This window comes from Pseudomonas sp. Sample_23 (assembly GCF_004307595.1).
GTDB classification, from domain to species: domain Bacteria; phylum Pseudomonadota; class Gammaproteobacteria; order Pseudomonadales; family Pseudomonadaceae; genus Aquipseudomonas; species Aquipseudomonas atacamensis.
The window spans coordinates 1-16,133 of record NZ_RCNX01000062.1 but is presented as its reverse complement, the minus strand read 5'-3'; the positions used below and the strand labels follow the sequence as shown (position 1 = coordinate 16,133).

Sequence of the window (16,133 nt, the reverse complement as noted above, 5' to 3'; positions counted from 1 at the left end):
AGCGACTGACACTCCGCCTTCGCGAGCAGGCTCGCTCCCACAAGGGAGACTGCATCAAGGCTTGGCTTTGCGGCCGGCCATGTGTTTGAGATAGCCCACCAGCATTTCCAGGTCTCCATCCGGCAACACCTGCGCGGAAAACCCCGGCATCTTCGCCTGCGGCCACTGACGCAAACTCTGCGGATCGCGGATGTAGCGCTTCAAGAAATCCGCCCCAAAATACTCGGTCGGGCTATACGGAATATTCAGATCCGGACCGAACTGCGCGTCTCCGGCACCATTCAGCCGGTGGCAGGCCAGGCAGTTTTTCTGAAACAGGGCAAAACCCTTGTTCACCGGATCATCGGCCTTCAAGGCAGGATCGGGCAGCAGGGCAGGAAAGCGTTGGGCCACCGGCGCCATCAGCTTGATGCTGGCGACTTCGAACGGCCACTGTTCGGGGCTGATATTACCGGCCTGTGGATCGGTCCAGACCAGATAGAACGGCCCGGCGCTGTGCTTGCCGGCAGACAGCGGTGGCCACGGCCGCGCCGGGTCCTCGATTGCCAGCCATGCTCGTGCGCCGTCCTTGTTCAGCAAGGGCGCGGCGGCCAACTCTGCGGCAAAGCCATCCAGCGCCACCGCCTGCAAGTGATCCTCCGGCTTGACCCCCGTCAGCAATGCGGCCAGCGGCACGGCCTGATAGGTCATGTCCTTCTTGTAGGAAACATCATTGTTGATCGTGAGAGTTTGCAGCTGAGGATGCTTGAGCAGCTCTTCGGTCTGCCAGGTGCGGCTGTTTGCGCCCAACTGCAGATCCAGTTGTGCGGCGGACAAGGGCAAGCTCAGCAGCAAGGCACCGAGCGCAATGAGCGTTTTCAAATGATCGCCGTCCATGTCGTGGGAGTGCGCAAAGGTTGGCACAACCACGCTGGCCCGGGTAGCGGGCCAGTCACATTTTCAGTGGCGATATACAGCACGCGACGTTTGAATCAGCCGATGACCTTGGTCAGATTCGGCAAGATCAACAACAGCGTCGTGGCGAAAAGAATGAGTCCTGCTTGACGTACTTTCGGTTGTTTGAACATGGCTTGACCGCCTTTATTGTTATTTCCTGATGCATGCCTGACTGCATATCCCTGACGGCACGCGTTGCACTTCCTGTTAAAGGACGCCCGTCTCGGCAAAACCCGACGACGATGGCGTACATCTTCACCTTAGAGCCCGCGTCTGCCTTCGCTTAGATCCATTTCATATGGAGTTCTTTGCAAAAGCTCTTAAAACGGCATGAGGCGTATTGCCAGCTTCTTTGCCGCCCGCTGGCTAGACAACTCGACGACCTGAACCGGTTCACCTCATGCCGGATGACCGTCCGTCTGAGCGTGTGCGTCAAGCGCTTTGAGCAATGTGGTCATTGCTTGCCAGTCGGCGCAGGGCGAAAGTGAAGTGACAATAAATCAGGTTCGAGGACGTCATGACTGAAGCTTTGATTTTCGATGCGTTGCGCACCCCGCGTGGCAAAGGCAAGGCCGATGGCGCGCTGCACAGCGTGAAGCCGGTCAACCTGGTGGCCGGTTTGCTGAGCGCCTTGCAGGCGCGCACCGCGCTGGACACCAGTCAGGTCGATGATGTCGTCCTCGGCTGCGTCACGCCGATCGGCGATCAAGGCTCGGACATCGCCAAGACGGCGGTGCAAGTCGCCGACTGGGACGTCTGCGTCGCCGGTGTGCAGATCAACCGTTTCTGCGCTTCCGGTCTGGAAGCCGTCAATCTTGGCGCGATGAAAGTGCGCTCGGGCTTCGAGGATCTGGTGGTGGTTGGCGGCGTCGAGTCGATGTCGCGGGTGCCAATGGGCAGCGATGGCGGCGCCTGGGCGCTGGACCCGCAGACCAACCTGCACAGCCATTTCACCCCGCAAGGTGTTGGCGCCGATCTCATCGCTACCCTCGAAGGCTTCAGCCGGCAGGACGTCGATGCCTACGCGCTGCACTCGCAGCAAAAAGCCGCACGAGCGCGGGCCGACGGCTCCTTCAACAAGTCGCTGGTGCCAGTGCAGGATCAGAACGGCATCATCCTGCTTGATCACGATGAGTTCATCCGCGCCGAATCGACCCTCGAAGGCCTGGGCAAGCTCAAGCCAAGTTTCGAAATGATCGGGCAGATGGGCTTTGACGCCACGGCGCTGCGGGTCTACAGCCATGTCGAGCGGATCAACCATGTGCACACGCCGGGCAACAGTTCCGGAATTGTCGACGGTGCGGCGCTGATGCTCATCGGCTCCGAAGCCAAGGGCCGCGCGCTGGGGCTGCAGCCACGCGCGCGTATCGTTGCCACGGCCGTCACCAGTACCGACCCGACCATCATGCTCACCGGCCCGGCGCCGGCGACCCGCAAAGCGCTGGCCAAGGCCGGACTGCGGGTGGAGGACATCGATCTGTTCGAGGTCAACGAAGCGTTTGCTTCGGTGGTGTTGAAATTCATCAAGGACATGGCCGTCGATCCCGGCAAGGTCAACGTCAACGGCGGCTCGATCGCCATGGGCCACCCGCTGGGCGCCACCGGTTGCGCGATCCTCGGCACCCTGCTTGATGAACTGGAGGCGCGCAACCTGCGCTACGGCCTGGCGACGCTGTGTGTCGGCGGCGGCATGGGCATTGCCACCATCATCGAACGCCTCTGAGCCCCGACTTCAAGGAACCCTGTTATGAGCGAAGCCATTCGTTACGAAAAAGGCCAGGACGGTATCGTCGTGCTGACCATGGATATGCCGGGCCAGAGCGCCAACACCATGAACGCCGTGTACCGCGAGGCCATGGCCGCTTGCGTTGCCCGCTTGCTGGGAGAGAAAGACAGCATTGCCGGAGTGATCATCACCTCCGCGAAGAAGACCTTTTTCGCCGGCGGCGACCTCAATGAATTGATCAAGGTCGGCAAGCCTGAAGCCAATGCCTTCTACGACATGGTGCTGACCCTCAAGGCGCAATTGCGCAGCCTGGAAACCCTCGGCAAACCGGTGGTCGCGGCGATCAACGGTGCTGCGCTGGGCGGCGGCTGGGAGATCTGTCTGGCCTGTCACCACCGCATTGCTGTTGATGACGCCTCGGTGCAACTCGGTCTACCGGAAGTGACCTTGGGTCTTTTGCCGGGCGGCGGCGGGGTGGTGCGCATGGTGCGCATGCTCGGCATCGAAAAAGCCCTGCCGTACTTGCTTGAAGGCAAAAAAGTGCGCCCGCAACAGGCGTTGCAGGCCGGGCTGATTGATGAATTGGCAGCGGATCGCGATGAGCTGCTGGCCAAGGCGCGCGCCTGGATTCTCGCCAATCCGGCGGCAGTGCAGCGCTGGGACGTCAAGGGTTACCAGATTCCCGGCGGTACGCCATCGAACCCGAAAGTGGCGCAGATGCTGGCGATTGCGCCGTCGATCCTGCGCGCGAAAACCCAAGGCACTCTGCCGGCGCCGGAGAAGATTCTGTGCGCGGCGGTGGAGGGCGCTCAGGTCGATTTCGACACCGCGCACCTGATCGAAACCCGCTACTTCACCGAGCTGACGACCGGGCAAATCTCGAAAAACCTGATCGGTACGTTCTGGTTCCAGTTGACCGAGATCAACGCCGGCGGTTCAAGACCGCAAGGTTTTGCGCCCTATAAAACCCGCAAAGTCGGTGTGCTCGGCGCCGGAATGATGGGCGCAGGCATCGCGTTCGTCAGCGCCTCGGCCGGTATCGACGTCGTCCTCAAGGACATCAACCTTGCCGCTGCCGAGAAGGGCAAAGCGCATTCCGCAGCGCTACTGGACAAGAAAGTTGCCCGTGGCCAAATGACTGCCGAACAGCGTGAAGCGGTGCTGGCGCGAATCGTTGCGAGCGAAAGTGATGCCGATCTGGCCGGTTGCGATCTGATCATCGAAGCGGTGTTCGAGGATCGCCAACTCAAAGCCAGGGTGTCCGCCGCCGCGCAACAGGTGGTGGGCGGCGAAGCGGTGATTGCTTCCAATACGTCGACGCTGCCGATCACCGGTCTGGCGACGGCAGTGCCCGATCAAAGCAAATTCATCGGCCTGCATTTCTTCAGTCCGGTAGAAAAAATGCCGCTGGTGGAAATCATCAAAGGTGCGCAGACCAGCGCCGAAACTCTCGCTCGCGGTTTCGATTTCGTTCTGCAAATCAAGAAAACTCCGATCGTGGTCAACGACAGTCGCGGCTTCTTTACCTCGCGGGTGTTCGGCACGTTCACCAACGAAGGCATTGCCATGCTCGGCGAGGGCGTCAGTGCGCCGATGATCGAGACCGAAGCGCGCAAGGCCGGGATGCCGGTCGGGCCTCTGGCAATCTCCGACGAAGTTTCCCTCAGCCTGATGAGCCATATCCGTCAACAGACGGCCAAGGACCTACAGGCTGAAGGGAAACCGCTGATTGAGCACCCGGCCTTTGCCGTGATTGACTTTATGCTCAATGAATTCAAGCGACCGGGTAAAGCTGCCGGAGGCGGTTTTTATGAGTATCCAGCCGGTGCCCAGAAGCATTTATGGCCGGAGCTGAAAACGCGCTTCGAGAAGGCAGACGGACAGATCTCTGCGAAGGATGTGCGTGATCGGCTGTTGTTTGTGCAGGCCATCGAAACCGTGCGCTGTGTGGAGGAGGGCGTGCTGACCTCGACGGCGGATGCCAACGTCGGCTCGATCTTCGGCATCGGTTTCGCCGCGTGGACCGGCGGGGCGCTGCAGTTCATCAACCAGTATGGCCTGAAGGACTTCATCGCCCGCGCGCAGTATCTGGCCGAGCAGTACGGCGAGCGCTTTACTCCGCCAGCGCTGCTGCTGGACAAAGCGGCGAAAGGTGAAATGTTCTAAGGCCAGCGAGCATTTCGGGGCTTGCCTTGGCCACGTGTTTCAAGGCAGGCTCTGGGGTGTTCATTATTCCCATCACGTGTCAGGTATTTTTTATGTCGCTGCGCATCTGCATTCTCGAAACCGACATCCTGCGGCCCGAACTGATTGACCAATATCAGGGCTATGGGCAGATGTTCCAGCGCCTGTTCTCGCAGCAACCGATTGCCGCTGAGTTCACTGTCTATAACGTGGTGAAAGGGGATTACCCAAGTGACGATGAGACTTTCGACGCGTACCTGGTCACTGGCAGCAAGGCCGATTCGTTCGGCACTGACCCGTGGATCCAGACCCTCAAGACCTATCTTCTGAATCGCTACGAACGCGGCGACAAATTGCTCGGCGTGTGCTTCGGCCATCAATTGCTGGCGCTACTGCTTGGTGGCAAGAGTGAGCGGGCCTCCCAAGGCTGGGGGGTCGGCACTCACAGCTATCAGCTGGCAGCCAAGGCGCCGTGGATGAGCCCGGTGCGCGAAGAGCTGACACTGCTGATCAGCCACCAGGACCAGGTCACCGAACTACCGGAAAACGCCACGGTCATCGCCTCCAGCGATTTCTGCCCGTTCGCGGCTTATCACATCAACGATCAAGTGCTGTGCTTCCAGGGCCACCCGGAATTCATTCACGATTACTCGCGCGCGCTGCTCGATCTGCGCCAGGAAGCGCTGGGTTCGCAGATCTACAGCAAGGGTGTGGCAAGTCTTGAGCAGGAGCACCACGGCGCTACGGTTGCGGAGTGGATGATGCGCTTCGTGGCGCACAAACCGGAAGCGGCTCAACGCTAAAAGGGTCTGCTTCCACAATCCCTGTGGGAGCGAGCCTGCTCGCGAATATCCGGGGCAACGCGGTCCCGGCTACAGCCACCCGGACCGCTTGAAACTCGCCCACAAACTCACACACCCCACCGCAATAAACCCCAGCACCGCAAAATAACCGTAGTGCCAGGTCAACTCGGGCATGTTCTGGAAATTCATCCCGTAGATCCCCGCTACCGCAGTCGGGAACGCCAGAATCGCCGCCCACGCTGCAAACTTGCGCTGCACCACGCTCTGCCGTGATGCCTCAAGCAACACGCCAATCTCGATGGTCTGGCTGGCAATGTCCGCCAGCGTGGTCAGGTCTTCCATCTGCCGCGTTACATGAATCTGCACATCGCGAAAGTATGGGCGCATGTTCTTGTCGATGAACGGGAAACTGAGCTTTTGCAGCTCCTCGCCGATCTCCACCATCGGTGCCGCGTACCGACGCAAGCGCACCACATCGCGGCGCAGACCGTGCAGCTTCTGGATGTCGCGCTCGTTGAGGGCGCTGCACAGCACATTGCGCTCCAGCTCATCGATCTCGGCGTGGATCGCTTCGCCCACCGGCTGATAGTTCTCGATGACGAAATCGAGCAGCGCATACAGGACGAAATCCTCTCCGTGCTCGAGCAACAGCGGACGCGCTTCACAGCGTTGACGCACATAGGCGTACGACGCGGAATGGCCGTTGCGTGCGGTAATGATGTAACCCCTGCCGGCGAAGATATGCGTTTCGATGAACTGCAAAACGCCGTTTTCGCGAACCGGTGAGTAGGTGACGATAAACAGAGCGTCACCAAAGGTTTCCAGTTTTGGTCGGCTGTGTTTTTCCAGCGCGTCTTCGATGGCCAGTTCATGCAGGTTGAACTGTCGTTGCAGGTTGGATAATTCCTGTGCGTCCGGTTCTTCCAGGCCGATCCAGACGAAGTGGCCGGGTTTGGCCGCCCAGGCAGCACCTTCGTCCAGCGAAATATTGGTGACTTTCTTACCCTCGCTGTACACCGCAGCAGCAACAACTCGACCCATGGTGGTGATTCACTTCTTCTTGGCAGATGGCAGGGGAACAAGGCTTCAGCTTAGCCGTGTCGCTGCTTGAGAGTCAGTGAAACTTCTACAGTTCAGCCGGCAAAAGAAAACCCGCACGGGGCGGGTTTGGTTTCACGCGGCTTGCAGTTGTCGATCCATCGATTCGATGCACTCGCGCATCTGCTCGCGGCATCGCTCGATCAGCATAGGCATGTCGTCCATGGTCAATCCGACTGTAGGAATCGCCGGCAAGGAACGTATGAGAACGTTGCCGCTGCGCCAGCGATTCAGGCGCATGTGTTTTATATAGCTGCTCACGCACACCGGAACGATCGGCACGCCGGCGGCAATTGCCATCTGGAACGCGCCTTTCTTGAACGGCAACAAATCTTCACCGAGGTTGCGGGTGCCTTCCGGAAACACCCAGATCGAGGTGTCTTCATTCTGCAAGGTATGGGTGGTCGTCAGCATCGACTGCCGCGCCTTGTGCGCATTGCCACGGTCGATCAACACATTGCCGGCCAGCCAGAACAACTGGCCGAACAACGGCACCCACTTCAGGCTTTTCTTGCCGATACACACGGTACGGCGGGGGACGACATTGCCGAACACGAACAGATCGTAGTTTGACTGATGGTTGGCGATGATCACGCAACTGTCGGGCTTGTTCATCAAGCCGTTGACCTCGGACCTGACCCGCAAACGCAAGATACACATCGCCGGCAAAGCGTAGAGGCGGGCGCAGAGTCGGCTGTTGTCCGGGTTGAACGGGCGGCACAGTCCAAGGATCACGCCGAGCACGCCGGCTAGAATAAAGTGCAGGCCCATCAACAACATACGAAACGCAAACAGCATTTTTGCAGGCCCACCGGGACAAAAGGTGGCGCAGTGTACGGATGTGCACTGTTTTCGGCAATTGCCGCTATAGAGTCCGGAGATGGCCGATGTTTAAGCGCATGTTTCAGTCTTGCCTGTCAGGCGCGTCCTAGAGCTTTCCGCGAATCTTCGACGTGTGACGTAAGAAAAAGCCCGACACGAGGGTCGGGCTATTCACTTACCGGCAGATCCTGGACGAGTCAGCCCAGATGTTGCTGATCCTGCAGGATGGCGTCGTCAAGAGTTTCCAGCAGTTGCTTGCGCACTTTCAGCTTGGTGTTCTTGTGCGCGAGCATGTTGATCTTCTTCAACTGCCGCGCGGCAGCCAGGGCGGCGCCTTGCAATTCTTCGGCAGTGACGACTTTGTCGAGGAAGCCTGCATCAACGGCACTTTGCGGATCGAACATCTCGCCATTGATCACCGAGCGATGGAAAGCCGAACGCCGCAAGCGATCACGCGCCAGCTCGATACCGGCGTGGTGCATGGTCATGCCGATCTGCACTTCGTTCAGGCCGATGCTGAACGGGCCGTCGACACCGATGCGGTAATCGGCGGACAACAGCAGGAAAGCACCCTTGGCCACAGCGTGTCCCGGGCAAGCAACGATCACCGGGAACGGGTGAGAGAGCAGGCGGCGGGCCAGGGTCGAACCGGCCGTCACCAGCGCAACGGCTTCTTTCGGGCCGGCGGTCATTACCTTCAGGTCATACCCGCCCGAGAGGATCCCCGGCTGCCCGGTGATGATCACCACGGCGCGATCCGCCACCGCCTGATCCAGCGCCGCGTTAAACGCCGCAATCACATCCGGAGAAATCGCGTTGACCTTGCCATTGTTCAGGGTCAGGGTCGCGATACCGTCTTCGAGGTGGTAGGCAATCAACTCGCTCATGACGCTATTCCTTATTAGAAAGATGGGCAGACGTTACCCACCGCCGCAAGCCAGGTAAAGCGCCGTGACTGACCTGTCAGTCACCGTTTTGCGCTTCGGCCAGCGTCGCGCGCGTGTTGCCTGCTATAAAAGGAAGCGCACGGCTTACCCGAGATTGGCGGGTTTGCCATCGCCCGCTCTGGCTGAACGCAACGGCCTCTCTTAAGCGCATGAAAATTCTGAAAAAAAGTTTGCCATCGGAAAAGCTTTCGACTACATTAGCGCGCCTCGACAGACAGAACATGTCTGCAGAGATACGGTGAAGTGTCCGAGTGGCTTAAGGAGCACGCCTGGAAAGTGTGTATACAGGAAACTGTATCGAGAGTTCGAATCTCTCCTTCACCGCCAAATTTGAAACGACAAAACCCCTGAAAACGTTAAAGTTTTCAGGGGTTTTGCGTTTCTGGAAGCCAAAAAACGACTAATAAAACGGACCCGACTCAGTGTCGGTTTTTTTGTGCCTTGGATGGTGCGCCAAGAGCACAGCTCCCTCACCTTTTTTCTCGCCAAGAATATCTGTGCTATATCGCGGTTCCCGAATTCTGGTACTCGGAAAAGAACTGTGCCTGTCGGAAACGGAAAAGTCGCTCTTCCTCACACAACTCCGAGAATTTGCCTACAACCGCGCATTGAGTCTCTCGTTATCCTGATGCCGTACCAGTCTGCAGCGACTTCATCAGGAAATACGTTTCCCGCAGAAAGCAGGCTTTCTCCTCGTAATTGCGGTTTGCCCCAGTTGCCCTACCATCGCGGTATCATGATCTAATACCATGAACAACAAACAGCGCGGCACGCTCAAAGCTATTTTTTCAAGGCCGGTCCCGAATAACTTGGAGTGGGTGCGTATGGAATCGCTCTTCGGCGCAGTGGGCGCCCAGACCATTGAAGGCAATGGTTCAAGAGTGCGCTTTGAATTGAACGGTGTGGTGGTGACTTTTCACCGGCCCCACCCAGACAAAGAAGCAAAGCCCTATCAGGTGCGCGACGCTCGGGCTTTTCTTGAGCAAGCAGGAGTCATCCCGTGAACGTAATGAACTACAACGGCTATGCCGCCCGTATTGAATACAGTGACGAAGACGGCCTCTTCGTCGGCCATATCGCCGGTATCAAGGACGTCGTCGGATTCCATGGTGAGTCCGTCGCAGAGCTGCGGAACGCGTTCCAGGAGGCCGTGACTGATTATCTCGATACCTGCGCCAGGCTCGGTCGCGCACCGCAGAAACCCTATTCGGGGAATCTCAGCCTGCGCTTGGCGCCAGCGCTGCATGCGACGGTCGCTGTGAAGGCGCAGCTAGCCCATAAGAGCATCAATCAATGGGTTGCAGACGTGCTCGATCGTGAGGTCCACGCGTAGTGGCGAAATCTGACTCTCAGTAGAAGTTGTACAAAACCCTGTCACCCGTCGAAATCTCCTACACGCCTCATTGACCCTCCGAACCGTCCCGAGTTTACTGTATGAGCATACAGTAAATTCACTATCAGGTTCGTATCATGAGCGTCACCATCCTCGGCCCTTTGTCAGGTGCGGGCGAAAAGCTTGCGCTGTATTCGTTTCGGATTCCCGCCGGTTTTCCTTCGCCGGCGGGTGATCACATTGAAAAGCACATCTCTCTGGACGAGGTGTTTGATATTCGTGCACCGCACGTTTATCTGGCGAAGATCGAAGGCGAGAGCATGCAGGACGCGGGGATCTTTTGCGGTGATCTGGTGATCGTCGACCGCAGCCTGAATGCCGAGCACGGCGATATCGTCATCGCCGGTCTCAACTCCGAACCCATCTGCAAGCGCCTGCACATGCGCGACAACACCATCATCCTTCTTTCGGCCAACAGCAAATATCCGCCTCGCTACGTGATGGAAGGGGATGAGCTGGTGATCTGGGGTGTGGTGACTTACAGCGTGCGCGACCATGGCAAACCGTGAGCAGGTCTTCGCGCTGATCGATTGCAACAGCTTCTATGCCAGCTGTGAGCGAGTGTTCCGGCCCGATCTGGCGAAGACGCCGATTGTCGTGCTGAGCAATAACGATGGCTGCGTGATTGCCCGGAGTTATGACGCCAAGCCCTTTGTGAAAATGGGCGCGCCGTATTTCCAGATTCGCGATGATTTGCGCCGCCATGGCATTCAGGTGTTCAGCAGTAATTACGCCTTGTACGGCGACATGAGCGAACGGGTGATGACGATCATCGAATCCATGGTGCCGGCGGTCGAGGTGTACAGCATTGATGAGGCGTTCGCCGATCTCAGCGGCATCCCTGGGGACCTGACCGCGTTTGGCCGAACCATCCGCTCTGCTGTTTATAAGCGCACGGGCATCCCTGTGGGCGTCGGCATCGCCCCGACGAAAACGCTGGCCAAGCTCGCCAACCACACTGCCAAACGCTTGCAAGCGCATACCGGCGGCGTGGTCGACATCTGCGATCCGTCCAAACGCGACTGGGTGCTGCGCAATACCGATGTCGGTGAAGTGTGGGGCGTCGGGCGGCGGATGAAAGCTCATCTGGAAAGCATGCAGATCAGAAGCGCAATGGACCTGGCGAAGGCCGATCCGTGGACGCTGCGGCGCAAGTTCAGCGTGGTGATCGAGAAGACCGCGCGCGAACTGGGTGGCACATCCTGTCTGGAACTGTCGGAAACAGAACCGCCGAAGCAGGAAATTTGCAGCAGCCGCATGTTTGGCAATCGTTTGACTACCATCGAACCGATCAAGGAAGCCGTGGCGACTTATGTGCACCGAGCGGCGGAAAAGCTGCGTGCGCAGAATTCGCTGTGCAAGAAGATCCGCGTGAGTATCCGCACCGGCATGTTTAATCCCGAGGAGGCGAAGTACGCCAATGGCGCGCTGATCGAGTTGCCTTATCCGACCAATGATGTGCGATTGCTGAGCAAGGTCGCGAGCGAGGCGGTTGATCGATTGTTCCGGCCGGGCTTCAAGTACAGCAAGGCTGAAGTGTTATTGATGGATCTTCGGCAGCCCGGAGAGTTTACCGACGACTTGTTTGCCCAGTCGCAACCGCAGACGGCGGAGAAGGTGATGGGGGTGCTCGACCAGATCAATCAGCGCTGGGGGCATGGAACGTTGCGAGCGGGAAGTGTGCCGGCGGATCCGGCCTGGGGCATGCGGCGGGAGATGATGAGTTCGAGTTTTACGACGAAGCTGGATCAATTGTGGGTCGTTAAATCCAATTGAGGCACGGGCCAGATCTGGTGCCGCGTTACAATCGCTGCCTTCACTTATGCAGTAAAGGGACGACTTTCATGATCATTTCCACCACTCATTCCGTCGAGGGGCGGCAGATCACGGCCTATCTGGACATTGTCAGCGCCGAGTCTGTGCAAGGGGTCAACGTGATCCGCGATATGTTCGCCGGCATGCGCGACTTCTTTGGCGGGCGCTCGCAGACGTTGGAGCGGGCTCTTAAAGAAGCACGCATTCAGGCAACCGACGAACTGAAGGATCGGGCGCGGGCATTGCAGGCTGACGCGGTGGTCGGCGTGGACTTCGAGATCAGTATGCCGGCAGGCAAGGGTGGCATGGTTGTCGTGTTTGTGACCGGAACGGCGGTGAAGCTGCGCTGATCATTGCGTTCAAGGCAAAGCCCACTCGCACAACGAATGGGCTTTTTTCCGCGTCAATCAGCCCTGAGGCTTGAGCAACACAGCGCCTCTTGAGTCATAGGTCAGCGGTGTATCGATGGCAACGAGGGGCGGTGTCCCGTCAGGCTGCGCCGATGGTGCGGGCTCGCTGGGATGGTAGACGACGCCCGGCTGCAGAAGCGGTTTGTCCGGGTATTTGATGGTGATTTCACCCGAGGCGATCTTTTCCTTGAGTTTTTCCGCACCGGCCTTGCCGGCAGCGATCTGCTCGTCCGTGAGTTTTACGACTGGCATGTTCGGGAATCCATTGATTTGCATGACCTCTCCTTGAGATTCATTTGTAGGAGTAAGGGCAGCGGCCGTTCGATGGAAATCTTTAGCGAATGATCGCTCGCGACACTTTTTTCCATTCGTCGGTGATCAGCCTTTCTGAACAGCAAGTCCAGTAGTGACCAGCTAGTCTAAAAAGCGCTGAGGGACGATATTTTCCAGGCAAAACTGTTTTGCCGGTGTCGGCCCGGTTGCGTAGGGGAGAGTCTATGTCAGGTCCATTTATCGAAGATGATGGCGCTGAGTTTTCATTCAACAACTGTGTGCGCTGCGGTCAGTCGGAGTATCAGTCGGGGTTTGGCGAGGATCCGGTCAGCATCGGCAAAATCAAATCCACGGCCCCAAAAGGGCCGAAAGCAAAATTCCTGCCCAAGGTCACGGCAAGGACCAGAAAGTGATTTCATCCCGCACCCCGTCACTGAACGGGGTTTTTTATGTGCGCAAGAATGAGGGGGCGGGCATTGACATTAATGTCGGTTTTTTTTCACAAACTTTTCACGTTGGCGAACGTAGTGTGAAGCCATCCGTTAGAAAGCAAGTCTCCAGCCCGTCTCCCCAGCGGGCTTTTTTTTGCCCGGCATAAAACCTTTTCCCTGATCGCGGTCCAATCGACGCTGTCGCCTGCGTCTGGACTTTCCTGCGCCGAGCGCATTAAATCCCGCTCCTTTTCGTCATCCCGTTTATTTGAGGTTTTCGTCATGCGTTTAACACTGCCTGCTCTGGTTCTTGGCCTTCTGGTTGCTCAAGGTGCGATGGCTGCCGGTGATGGCACCGCGGCGCTGGGCGGTGGCCTGGGTGGCGCGCTGGGTAACGTGGTCGGTCAGAAAATGGGCGGCAGCACCGGTGCCGCCATTGGTGCTGGCGTCGCGGGCGCAGCAGGCAGTGCCGTCGCGGCACGCAAGGGCAGCCGTACCAAAGCGGCGATCGGCGGCGGTGTCGGTGCAGCCGGTGGTTCGGTGATCGGCAACAGCCTGGGCGGCCGCAACGGCGCCACCATCGGTGCAGGTCTGGGCGGCGCGGCCGGCGGTGCCGTCGGCAGCAACCTGGGCAAAGGTCACAAGCGCCACTGAGACTGATGGCCTGTCAGAAAAAGCCCGACTCGATGTCGGGCTTTTTCATGGCTGAACGTTTCGTGCGAAATCATCTCCAATCTGCATACGCCCCGCTTGGGCGGACTGTCCCGATTCGGGAACTGCGAGGTTCATATGCGATTGTCATTATCTGCACTGTTTTTTGGCTTGGTCGTGGCGCAGGGCGCGATGGCGGCCGGAGACGGCACCGCTGCCGTAGGCGGTGGTCTCGGCGGTGCGCTGGGTAATGTGGTTGGCGGACAACTTGGCGGCAGCACGGGCGCAGCGGTCGGCGCAGGTGTTGGCGGCGCGGCGGGCAGTGCCGTCGGCGCGAACAAACGCAACCGCACCGAAGCCGCGATCGGCGGCGGTCTTGGCGCAGCAGGCGGCTCGGTCGTCGGCAACAGCCTCGGCGGCTCCACCGGCTCCGCCATTGGCGCAGGCCTTGGCGGCGCAGCAGGCGGCGCGGTAGGTAACAATCTTGGCGACGACGACGGCGGATCTCATTCAGGCGGCCACAAGCACAAGAACAAACACAAAAATAAACATCGCTGATTTATCAACGAAAACCCGGCCTGGCGCCGGGTTTTTCGTGTGTGGCCGTCAGGCAGAGGAACGATTGGCGGCAGGGCTTTTCGAACGTCATACATCCCACACGCTCAAGAGGTGCACCATGACCCCTGAAACTGAAGGCAAAGAAGAGAAAGGCCCGAGTGGATTGCCATTTATCAATGATCCGGGGAATGAAGATCCCGGGTCGCTGATGGACGATGCGACGGTGCCGTTGAATGATGCGGATGAGGCGGATATGGAGTATGAGGAGGATGGGGATGAGCAGTGAATGGGGTGTTGAAAATTTGAGTTATCGCTTAAGGGCCTGACTCAGCAGGCCCCTACAGAGGCCCAGTTCCTCGGAACGAAACGTCGATTCTGTGTGCTGTAATTTTCACAAACTGCCCGTTGAGATGCGGAAAATCGAAGTGAATATCTTGATCCGCAAATTCGACGAATGACTTAAAGGTATCGCCTTCTAAGCGCCCATGAATCTCACATGAGAAACCATCGTCAAGCATCTCGACACGTGTTTCGATGCTTTCACATATTGAGATGTCTATTTCGTCCGGCAGTACCATTTCGAACTCGGCTGAGTAGTTCTCACCTACTTCAATGACTGAGGGGCAGTGGCCTGCGAAACATCTCACAGTCACACCGTTGACGCTGAGCAGTAGCATTTCCTCAATGATTGGGTCGATCTCGACAATACGCGCGGAATATTTGTTAGTCATCTGCGAGCCATGCTCTCGTTTTCAGAGGTTTGCGGCGGGTCGATTAGTTCATAGAGGTCATCGGAGGGCGATATTTTTTTGATTCTGCCTGAGCCTAGATAAGTCTTGAACTCGCTCTCAAGAAAACTGATGTCAGTGTATTTTTGTACTCTTCAGACCTGTCGGCGGCGTACATATAAAGACGCCACACGTCAAAGCCGTCGATCCTGTTGTTTGGTCCGTAACCGAAATCTACTAACTCTGTGGGAAAATGGATAGCACATCCTACACCATGTAACCCATACTCCAGTCCATCAATAATTTCTCCGCAACGCTCTATCTGGAAACTTTGTCAGAGCCTAAGAATGTTTCGTGTACCAAATTTTTTTCTGCAGCAGCGTTGTTCCTTCTTCGACTTTACTGAGGAAACCTTTGATTAAGTCCTCAAGAGACAAAATGTCACCTGCAAAAGAGCGCTTGATTATTGAATGGTCTAGAAAGGTGTTTCTGTTAAGTACACACTTGGCTCTCTCAATCTTAATGATGATGTAGTGAATTTTAACTCTGACGACATGGATGTGGCGGAAACAGAGTACCTATCCCCAATGAGTTGGATGGATAGGTTTAATGTTTCTTGCGTTGGAATGTTTGATGTTGTCAAGCCTCGAACTTCACTGCACGTTATTCCGATACGGCAAGCATTGTATCCTATTAGATCCCATTTCTTTGGAGGAGTGTCTGGTGTTTCCCTGATGTCAAATGCCAAGGTCAGTGTTGAAAGGTTATTGTCTATGTTCAGGGCGAATAGCTTAATCTCTGAGATAGGTATATGTCTGCTGAATACCATATTGAAAAGTTTGCTGCCCTCTATTTCGTTCCAGTTTTTCATGGTGATCTCCTGAATGGGTAATGATCGCTTGTGTTTTTTACCTTGCCATTCCGCCTGTCATCCGCAGGTCGCACATTTATGTGAGGGCCTTGATCTCCCCGGTTATTTATATCTCCGTATTTATGGCCTGCGGAATGATCTTGGAGGATCAATATAAAGCCATCCTCTCTGGTGTATTTATATTCCCGAGTTATGATTGGCATTCCACTACTGTCCAAGATGTTATTGCCCTTCCTATCTGTCATGTTGGCATAAGTGAATTGCTTCTGCTTGCCGCTAACCTCATCGACTTGAATGTCGGGCTGTTGCCCTTTTGGTATTCCCGAGTCAAGTTTTGCCTTTCTGAACGCGCCTCGCCGAGAAACCAGTGGGGGCTCGATTTCATTAGGTTTTGGACAGCCGGTCGTTTTTCGGCCTTTTGGCGGGCAGTTCGACGTCAACCCCAACGGATCCACCCACCCCGTCGGATTCGGCACGTACTGGTACT

Annotated in this window: 20 protein-coding genes and 1 tRNA gene; 13 read left to right on the top strand and 8 right to left on the bottom strand. The window is 57.1% G+C overall.

Annotation, left to right across the window (positions count from 1 at the left end):
- Nucleotides 1-54 precede the first annotated feature (54 nt).
- Complete coding sequence (locus D8U82_RS16360; RefSeq protein ID WP_123443438.1) at nucleotides 55-876, bottom strand: cytochrome c; 822 nt, start codon at nucleotides 874-876, stop codon at nucleotides 55-57.
- Nucleotides 877-1,453: 577 nt separating this feature from the next.
- Between D8U82_RS16360 and D8U82_RS16355 the strand changes: the two genes are divergently transcribed.
- The 3 genes from D8U82_RS16355 (at nucleotide 1,454) to D8U82_RS16345 (ending at nucleotide 5,649) form a co-directional block, all read left to right on the top strand.
- Entirely contained in the window at nucleotides 1,454-2,659 is a 1,206-nt protein-coding gene (locus D8U82_RS16355) for an acetyl-CoA C-acetyltransferase (RefSeq protein WP_130902532.1), read from the top strand.
- A gap of 24 nt (nucleotides 2,660-2,683) precedes the next feature.
- The gene (locus D8U82_RS16350) at nucleotides 2,684-4,828 is read left to right on the top strand and encodes a 3-hydroxyacyl-CoA dehydrogenase NAD-binding domain-containing protein (protein WP_130902531.1); all 2,145 of its coding nucleotides are present in this window, start codon (nucleotides 2,684-2,686) and stop codon (nucleotides 4,826-4,828) included.
- 92 nt (nucleotides 4,829-4,920) lie between these two features.
- A complete protein-coding gene (locus D8U82_RS16345; RefSeq protein ID WP_123443416.1) occupies nucleotides 4,921-5,649 on the top strand; it encodes an amidotransferase in 729 nt (242 codons plus the stop codon).
- Between the two features lie 69 nt (nucleotides 5,650-5,718).
- On the opposite strand, the gene D8U82_RS16340 is transcribed toward D8U82_RS16345, so the two are convergent.
- The 3 genes from D8U82_RS16340 to D8U82_RS16330 all read right to left on the bottom strand — a co-directional run bounded on the left by D8U82_RS16340 (nucleotide 5,719) and on the right by D8U82_RS16330 (nucleotide 8,456).
- Entirely contained in the window at nucleotides 5,719-6,690 is a 972-nt protein-coding gene (locus D8U82_RS16340; protein WP_130902530.1) for a magnesium and cobalt transport protein CorA, read from the bottom strand.
- A gap of 132 nt (nucleotides 6,691-6,822) precedes the next feature.
- Nucleotides 6,823-7,545 carry a 1-acylglycerol-3-phosphate O-acyltransferase gene (locus tag D8U82_RS16335; protein WP_122747083.1) on the bottom strand — a complete coding sequence of 241 codons (723 nt, stop codon included), beginning with the start codon at nucleotides 7,543-7,545 and terminating at the stop codon, nucleotides 6,823-6,825.
- A gap of 221 nt (nucleotides 7,546-7,766) precedes the next feature.
- On the bottom strand, nucleotides 7,767-8,456 hold the full coding sequence (locus tag D8U82_RS16330; RefSeq protein WP_076566844.1) for a crotonase/enoyl-CoA hydratase family protein: 690 nt from the start codon (nucleotides 8,454-8,456) through the stop codon (nucleotides 7,767-7,769).
- 297 nt (nucleotides 8,457-8,753) lie between these two features.
- Between D8U82_RS16330 and D8U82_RS16325 the strand changes: the two genes are divergently transcribed.
- The 6 genes from D8U82_RS16325 (at nucleotide 8,754) to D8U82_RS16300 (ending at nucleotide 12,074) form a co-directional block, all read left to right on the top strand.
- Nucleotides 8,754-8,843, top strand: a tRNA-Ser gene (locus D8U82_RS16325).
- Between the two features lie 422 nt (nucleotides 8,844-9,265).
- Nucleotides 9,266-9,520: a type II toxin-antitoxin system HicA family toxin gene (locus D8U82_RS16320; protein WP_071171559.1), complete on the top strand. Its 255-nt coding sequence runs from the start codon at nucleotides 9,266-9,268 to the stop codon at nucleotides 9,518-9,520.
- Nucleotides 9,517-9,849, top strand: coding sequence for a type II toxin-antitoxin system HicB family antitoxin (locus tag D8U82_RS16315; RefSeq protein WP_071171560.1), 333 nt, complete (start codon nucleotides 9,517-9,519; stop codon nucleotides 9,847-9,849). The genes D8U82_RS16320 and D8U82_RS16315 overlap by 4 nt, the downstream gene beginning before the upstream one ends.
- Nucleotides 9,850-9,986: 137 nt before the next feature.
- Nucleotides 9,987-10,418 carry a translesion error-prone DNA polymerase V autoproteolytic subunit gene (gene umuD, locus D8U82_RS16310; RefSeq protein WP_130902529.1) on the top strand — a complete coding sequence of 144 codons (432 nt, stop codon included), beginning with the start codon at nucleotides 9,987-9,989 and terminating at the stop codon, nucleotides 10,416-10,418.
- Nucleotides 10,405-11,685 (top strand): Y-family DNA polymerase, encoded by a 1,281-nt coding sequence (locus D8U82_RS16305; RefSeq protein ID WP_130902528.1) that lies wholly within the window; start codon nucleotides 10,405-10,407, stop codon nucleotides 11,683-11,685. Before umuD ends, D8U82_RS16305 begins: the two co-directional genes overlap by 14 nt.
- Nucleotides 11,686-11,753: 68 nt before the next feature.
- On the top strand, nucleotides 11,754-12,074 hold the full coding sequence (locus D8U82_RS16300) for a YbjQ family protein (protein ID WP_016773801.1): 321 nt from the start codon (nucleotides 11,754-11,756) through the stop codon (nucleotides 12,072-12,074).
- A 57-nt stretch (nucleotides 12,075-12,131) separates the two neighbouring features.
- On the opposite strand, the gene D8U82_RS16295 is transcribed toward D8U82_RS16300, so the two are convergent.
- On the bottom strand, nucleotides 12,132-12,410 hold the full coding sequence (locus tag D8U82_RS16295) for a hypothetical protein (protein ID WP_056784095.1): 279 nt from the start codon (nucleotides 12,408-12,410) through the stop codon (nucleotides 12,132-12,134).
- 221 nt (nucleotides 12,411-12,631) lie between these two features.
- Between D8U82_RS16295 and D8U82_RS16290 the strand changes: the two genes are divergently transcribed.
- The 4 genes from D8U82_RS16290 to D8U82_RS28140 all read left to right on the top strand — a co-directional run bounded on the left by D8U82_RS16290 (nucleotide 12,632) and on the right by D8U82_RS28140 (nucleotide 14,333).
- Entirely contained in the window at nucleotides 12,632-12,820 is a 189-nt protein-coding gene (locus D8U82_RS16290; protein WP_024012286.1) for a hypothetical protein, read from the top strand.
- A 300-nt stretch (nucleotides 12,821-13,120) separates the two neighbouring features.
- Nucleotides 13,121-13,492 carry a hypothetical protein gene (locus D8U82_RS16285; protein WP_016773803.1) on the top strand — a complete coding sequence of 124 codons (372 nt, stop codon included), beginning with the start codon at nucleotides 13,121-13,123 and terminating at the stop codon, nucleotides 13,490-13,492.
- Nucleotides 13,493-13,627: 135 nt separating this feature from the next.
- Nucleotides 13,628-14,047, top strand: coding sequence for a YMGG-like glycine zipper-containing protein (locus tag D8U82_RS16280; RefSeq protein ID WP_024012287.1), 420 nt, complete (start codon nucleotides 13,628-13,630; stop codon nucleotides 14,045-14,047).
- A gap of 118 nt (nucleotides 14,048-14,165) precedes the next feature.
- Nucleotides 14,166-14,333: a hypothetical protein gene (locus D8U82_RS28140; protein ID WP_016773805.1), complete on the top strand. Its 168-nt coding sequence runs from the start codon at nucleotides 14,166-14,168 to the stop codon at nucleotides 14,331-14,333.
- A gap of 52 nt (nucleotides 14,334-14,385) precedes the next feature.
- On the opposite strand, the gene D8U82_RS16275 is transcribed toward D8U82_RS28140, so the two are convergent.
- The 3 genes from D8U82_RS16275 to D8U82_RS28290 all read right to left on the bottom strand — a co-directional run bounded on the left by D8U82_RS16275 (nucleotide 14,386) and on the right by D8U82_RS28290 (nucleotide 15,891).
- A complete protein-coding gene (locus D8U82_RS16275; RefSeq protein WP_130887520.1) occupies nucleotides 14,386-14,778 on the bottom strand; it encodes a hypothetical protein in 393 nt (130 codons plus the stop codon).
- 472 nt (nucleotides 14,779-15,250) lie between these two features.
- A complete protein-coding gene (locus tag D8U82_RS16270) occupies nucleotides 15,251-15,646 on the bottom strand; it encodes an Imm50 family immunity protein (RefSeq protein ID WP_130887519.1) in 396 nt (131 codons plus the stop codon).
- Nucleotides 15,643-15,891 carry an HNH/endonuclease VII fold putative polymorphic toxin gene (locus D8U82_RS28290; protein WP_206663332.1) on the bottom strand — a complete coding sequence of 83 codons (249 nt, stop codon included), beginning with the start codon at nucleotides 15,889-15,891 and terminating at the stop codon, nucleotides 15,643-15,645. Before D8U82_RS28290 ends, D8U82_RS16270 begins: the two co-directional genes overlap by 4 nt.
- Nucleotides 15,892-16,133: the final 242 nt, after the last annotated feature.

Excerpts from the sequence above, each read along its gene's own strand:
- D8U82_RS16360 (WP_123443438.1), bottom strand. The coding sequence starts at position 876 with ATGGACGGCGATCATTTGAAAACGCTCATTGCGCTCGGTGCCTTGCTG.
- D8U82_RS16355 (WP_130902532.1), top strand. The coding sequence starts at position 1,454 with ATGACTGAAGCTTTGATTTTCGATGCGTTGCGCACCCCGCGTGGCAAA.
- D8U82_RS16350 (WP_130902531.1), top strand. The coding sequence starts at position 2,684 with ATGAGCGAAGCCATTCGTTACGAAAAAGGCCAGGACGGTATCGTCGTG.
- D8U82_RS16345 (WP_123443416.1), top strand. The coding sequence starts at position 4,921 with ATGTCGCTGCGCATCTGCATTCTCGAAACCGACATCCTGCGGCCCGAA.
- D8U82_RS16340 (WP_130902530.1), bottom strand. The coding sequence starts at position 6,690 with ATGGGTCGAGTTGTTGCTGCTGCGGTGTACAGCGAGGGTAAGAAAGTC.
- D8U82_RS16335 (WP_122747083.1), bottom strand. The coding sequence starts at position 7,545 with ATGCTGTTTGCGTTTCGTATGTTGTTGATGGGCCTGCACTTTATTCTA.
- D8U82_RS16330 (WP_076566844.1), bottom strand. The coding sequence starts at position 8,456 with ATGAGCGAGTTGATTGCCTACCACCTCGAAGACGGTATCGCGACCCTG.
- D8U82_RS16320 (WP_071171559.1), top strand. The coding sequence starts at position 9,266 with ATGAACAACAAACAGCGCGGCACGCTCAAAGCTATTTTTTCAAGGCCG.
- umuD (WP_130902529.1), top strand. The coding sequence starts at position 9,987 with ATGAGCGTCACCATCCTCGGCCCTTTGTCAGGTGCGGGCGAAAAGCTT.
- D8U82_RS16305 (WP_130902528.1), top strand. The coding sequence starts at position 10,405 with ATGGCAAACCGTGAGCAGGTCTTCGCGCTGATCGATTGCAACAGCTTC.
- D8U82_RS16300 (WP_016773801.1), top strand. The coding sequence starts at position 11,754 with ATGATCATTTCCACCACTCATTCCGTCGAGGGGCGGCAGATCACGGCC.
- D8U82_RS16295 (WP_056784095.1), bottom strand. The coding sequence starts at position 12,410 with ATGCAAATCAATGGATTCCCGAACATGCCAGTCGTAAAACTCACGGAC.
- D8U82_RS16290 (WP_024012286.1), top strand. The coding sequence starts at position 12,632 with ATGTCAGGTCCATTTATCGAAGATGATGGCGCTGAGTTTTCATTCAAC.
- D8U82_RS16285 (WP_016773803.1), top strand. The coding sequence starts at position 13,121 with ATGCGTTTAACACTGCCTGCTCTGGTTCTTGGCCTTCTGGTTGCTCAA.
- D8U82_RS16280 (WP_024012287.1), top strand. The coding sequence starts at position 13,628 with ATGCGATTGTCATTATCTGCACTGTTTTTTGGCTTGGTCGTGGCGCAG.
- D8U82_RS28140 (WP_016773805.1), top strand. The coding sequence starts at position 14,166 with ATGACCCCTGAAACTGAAGGCAAAGAAGAGAAAGGCCCGAGTGGATTG.
- D8U82_RS16275 (WP_130887520.1), bottom strand. The coding sequence starts at position 14,778 with ATGACTAACAAATATTCCGCGCGTATTGTCGAGATCGACCCAATCATT.
- D8U82_RS16270 (WP_130887519.1), bottom strand. The coding sequence starts at position 15,646 with ATGAAAAACTGGAACGAAATAGAGGGCAGCAAACTTTTCAATATGGTA.
- D8U82_RS28290 (WP_206663332.1), bottom strand. The coding sequence starts at position 15,891 with ATGACAGATAGGAAGGGCAATAACATCTTGGACAGTAGTGGAATGCCA.